The sequence below is a fragment of the Nocardioides sp. P4_G4 genome, assembly GCF_056401085.1.
This window is the reverse complement of record NZ_JBFUKA010000161.1, coordinates 1-3,512: the sequence shown is the minus strand read 5'-3', so window position 1 is coordinate 3,512 and position 3,512 is coordinate 1. Positions and strand designations below refer to the sequence as shown.

The window sequence follows — 3,512 nt, the reverse complement described above, 5'->3', positions numbered from 1 at the left end:
GTCGGTGTACTGCTGCTCGCCCTCGTCGAGCTGCTGTCGGGCATCGGCCAGCCGGGCCTCGCCGTCGGCGAGCGTCGCCTCCAGCTCGGCCTGACCGTCGATCCGGGCGGGCAGCGTGGCGTTGTCGGGGTCGGTGCGCTGGAGCCGGGCGATGTCACGCTCGCCCTCGCCGATGAGCCAGCGGAGCTGCTGGAGCTGGCGGGCACCCTTGTCGTGCTCCCGTCGGCCGTCGACGAGCTGCTGGCGGCCGTCCCGCAGGTCGGCGTCGCTGCGGTCGAGGTCGGCCTGGGTGGCGAACGGGTCGACGGTGCCGGTGACGTGCGGGAGCTGCTCCCAGTCGGCCAGCGTCGCGTCGATCGCGTCGCGCTGCGTCGCGGTGAAGCCGTCCTCGGAGTACAGGACCACCGTGCCGGTGCCTCCGGCGACCTCCGGGATCTGCTCGCCCAGGTCGTCGAGGACCTGCGCGAACTCGCTGTCGGGCAGCTCGAACTCGTTGGTCAGCGGGCGCTGGAGGGACAGCATCGCCCCCACCACGGCGCCGAGCACGAGGACCCAGGCGAGGACGAAGGCGAGCGGCCGTCGGGCAGCGGTGCTGCCGAGGCGGTACAGGAGGGAGGCCACGATCAGTTCTCCTTGGAAGCGGTGGCGGGTGCGGGAGCACGGGTGGACGCCGGGCGGCGCAGGGCGCCGGCCTCGTCGAAGCCCGCGAAGAGCAGGTCGAAGGATCGCCGGATGACGTCGTGGTGGCGACGGGCGACGGCCGGGTCGTCGGGGGCGGCGTCCGGCATCTCGGTCACCAGCAGCCGCGTCATGCGCGAGAGGATCGCGCCGGTGGCGGCGGCCAGCGCGGCGACGTACACCGGGTCGGCCCCGGGACCGATCCGGTCCCACAACCCCTGCTCGAAGGCGTCGACCTGCCCGTCGGCGAACTCGCGCAGGAAGCGCCGCGTCGCCGGTGAGTCGATGGCCGCCCGCTCGAGCACGCACGCCTGCGTGAAGACCGGCTCGTCGAGCAGGCCCTCGAGGACGGCGGCGATCGAGCGCCGGAGCGGCTCGTCGGACGGTCGGGCCACGAAGGCGGCGAGGGTGTCGGTGGTGACGTCCTCGATGGAGGCCGTCAGCACGTCCTCCACCGTGGCGAAGTAGTTGAAGAGGGTGCGGCGGGAGACGCCCGCCTCGGCTGCGATGCGGTCGGCGGTGAGGGCGTCGATGCCCTCCTCGGAGACGATGCCGATCGCCGCCCGGCTCAGGGCGTCGCGGGTGCGCTGCTTCTTGGCGGCGCGCAGTCCCCGCCCCGGGAGGTGCTCGCACGACATCGACATAGCTGCACTCTAGCGCAAACTTGCACTGTCGTGCAGATGTGAGCCGTGAGCCTGCTCACCCCTCCTCGTCGAGCGCCGTCCCGTCGTCGGTGACGAGGTCCGCGACGGCCACCCGCCACCGGCGCTCGAGCTCCACGAGGTCGGCCCGGTGCTCCTCGATCCGGCAGCCGCGACCGCTCGGGCGCAGCGCGATCCCCTCCTCGAGCCAGTGGGGTCGCGCCTCGTGGAGCAGGTCCGGCGGGAACGCGCCGGCCGCGTTGGTCACCCGCCACCAGGCCACTCCGGCACCGTGGCGACTCAGGACCGACCCCACGCGACGGGGGCCGATCCCCACGACGTGGCCCAGGTCGCCGTAGGACACGACGCTCCCCCACGGGACCTGCTCCACGGCGCGGAGCACGAGCTCGTCGAGTCGCTCGTCCATGGCGGTCGCGTCAGCTGGCCACGCGCGGACCGCGAGGGCCGCAGCGCTGGACCACCCGCTGGAGGGACAGGTGTCGGTCGTGGGGGCGTCCGACGTACCGGATGTCGCGCAGCCCCTGCTCCTGGGCGGCGGACTCGAAGACGACGTGGCCGAACCCCAGCATCCGACGTTCCTACCAGCCGGCCGGCCCGCCGCGACGGAGGCGCGCAGGTGTCGGTGCGTCCCGCCTCAGGACTCGCAGGTGGTCAGGGCGTCGGCTCGCAGCGCCGGTCCGGAACGGACCTGCTTCCCACGGCCGAGCGCGAACCCCCGCTGCCAGTCCGACACGAGGCCGGTCTGGTTGTGCTCGGTGGCCTGGTCGCCCACCATGCTGAAGCGCAAGGTCATGGGCACACCGGAGACGGCAGCGCGGTCCTTGACGGTGCCGATCGGCTTGCCGTCCCAGAACCAGGTGATGTGGTCCGGGGCGACCTCGACCGCCACGGCCGGCGAGGTGCGGACCAGGCTCGGGATCGAGCGGCTGCCGGTCCACTGGCGGGTGTCGGCCTTGGCGCCGAAGGTCATCGTGCCGCTGTGCGCGGCGACCCGGGCCAGGGTGATGTTGCGCCGACCGCAGGCATAGTCCTCGGCCCGCTCGGGCACCAGCTCGACCAGCACCTGGAAGTCCTGCGCGGTGGCCTCGGCGCTCTTGATCCGCAGCCTCGCCTCCCACCGGCCGTAGGGCTGGGCAGCACCGGTCAGGGTGGCGCGGGTCGTCCCGAAGTCCCCGGGACCGCCGGCGTTGTTGCGCTGGCTGTCGAGGTAGAGGCCGCCGTTCTGCCGGCTCACCCGGCCCGCGCCGTCCGCGTAGTCCTGCCACCAGCCGGTGCGCACCGAGCCCACGTCGGGCGGGCTGGTCAGCGACTGCCCGGCCTCCCAGGTGTAGTCCCACAGGGTCGGGTACCAGCCGTAGCGGCTGCTCGCCGTGGCGCTCGCCGCCCCGGCCGACCGGCGGGCGGGCGGAGGCGTGCCTGCGGCCCCGGTCCGTACGACGCCCTGTCGGCGCGCGAGCGGCACCGGCGGGAGCACCTGGCCCGGGTCGAGCACCGTGACGTAGGTCGGGAAGGTCTGCATCCAGCCGATCTGGTGGCCGCCGGTGACGAGGTCCTCTTGGCGCACCCGGTAGACGACCGTGCCGGCCGCGGACGTCACGCCCGGGAAGTAGCCCATGCCGTCGGGCAGCACCGCCGAGGTGCCGAGGGTCTCCCAGCTGTCGCCGTCGAGGCGCCGCTGGAGGGTGAGGGTGCGCCCGGTGAAGACGGGCAGGCCGACCGTCTCGGGGCGGCGCACGAGGCTGGGCGTGGTGTCCACCGCGATGGTGAAGGGCACGCCGGCCACCGGCTGCCCGGGAGCGCGCGCCGCGGTCGGGTCCGGGCCGGCGACCCACATCGTGAGGTCCTGGCCCTTCGCCCGGAAGCTCACGGGCGGGCTGGCGATCCCGCCCTTGGCCACCACCCGATACCGGATGCCGAGCATGGCCGGCGCCGGGAAGGAGAAGCGGAAGCTGCCGTCGGCGGCCGTCGTGCCGGTGAAGCCGCGCACCGCGAACCACTGGTCGCCGGGGCGGTTCATGTGCTGCTGCAACGTGATCCTGCGCGCGCCACCCACACCCAGGCTGCCGCTGAAGCTCACTGCCTGCCCGCCGACGTAGGAGGCCGGGGAGAAGGCGAGCGCGCCGCCACGCGCGGCGAGCCGGCCGTGGCCGCCGCCGGGCGCCGTGGACGCCC

Annotated in this window: 3 protein-coding genes and 2 pseudogenes; all 5 read right to left on the bottom strand. The window is 74.1% G+C overall.

The window, feature by feature from the left end; all coding sequences use genetic code 11:
• Window positions 1-621 (bottom strand): annotated as a pseudogene (locus AC1DQF_RS21350) (hypothetical protein); the annotation flags it as partial.
• 2 nt (window positions 622-623) lie between these two features.
• Window positions 624-1,322, bottom strand: coding sequence for a TetR/AcrR family transcriptional regulator (locus AC1DQF_RS21345; RefSeq protein WP_477527231.1), 699 nt, complete (start codon window positions 1,320-1,322; stop codon window positions 624-626).
• A gap of 55 nt (window positions 1,323-1,377) precedes the next feature.
• Window positions 1,378-1,746, bottom strand: a complete 369-nt coding sequence (locus AC1DQF_RS21340) for an MGMT family protein (protein ID WP_477527230.1) — start codon at window positions 1,744-1,746, stop codon at window positions 1,378-1,380.
• Between the two features lie 10 nt (window positions 1,747-1,756).
• Window positions 1,757-1,912, bottom strand: a pseudogene (locus tag AC1DQF_RS21335) (PH domain-containing protein); the annotation flags it as partial.
• Between the two features lie 62 nt (window positions 1,913-1,974).
• On the bottom strand, window positions 1,975-3,512 hold a 1,538-nt coding region (locus AC1DQF_RS21330), incomplete at its 5' end, for a LamG domain-containing protein (protein WP_477527229.1).

Bases quoted from the DNA above. Each gene is read 5' to 3' on its own strand.
- AC1DQF_RS21345 (WP_477527231.1), bottom strand. From the start codon at position 1,322: ATGTCGATGTCGTGCGAGCACCTCCCGGGGCGGGGACTGCGCGCCGCC.
- AC1DQF_RS21340 (WP_477527230.1), bottom strand. From the start codon at position 1,746: ATGGACGAGCGACTCGACGAGCTCGTGCTCCGCGCCGTGGAGCAGGTC.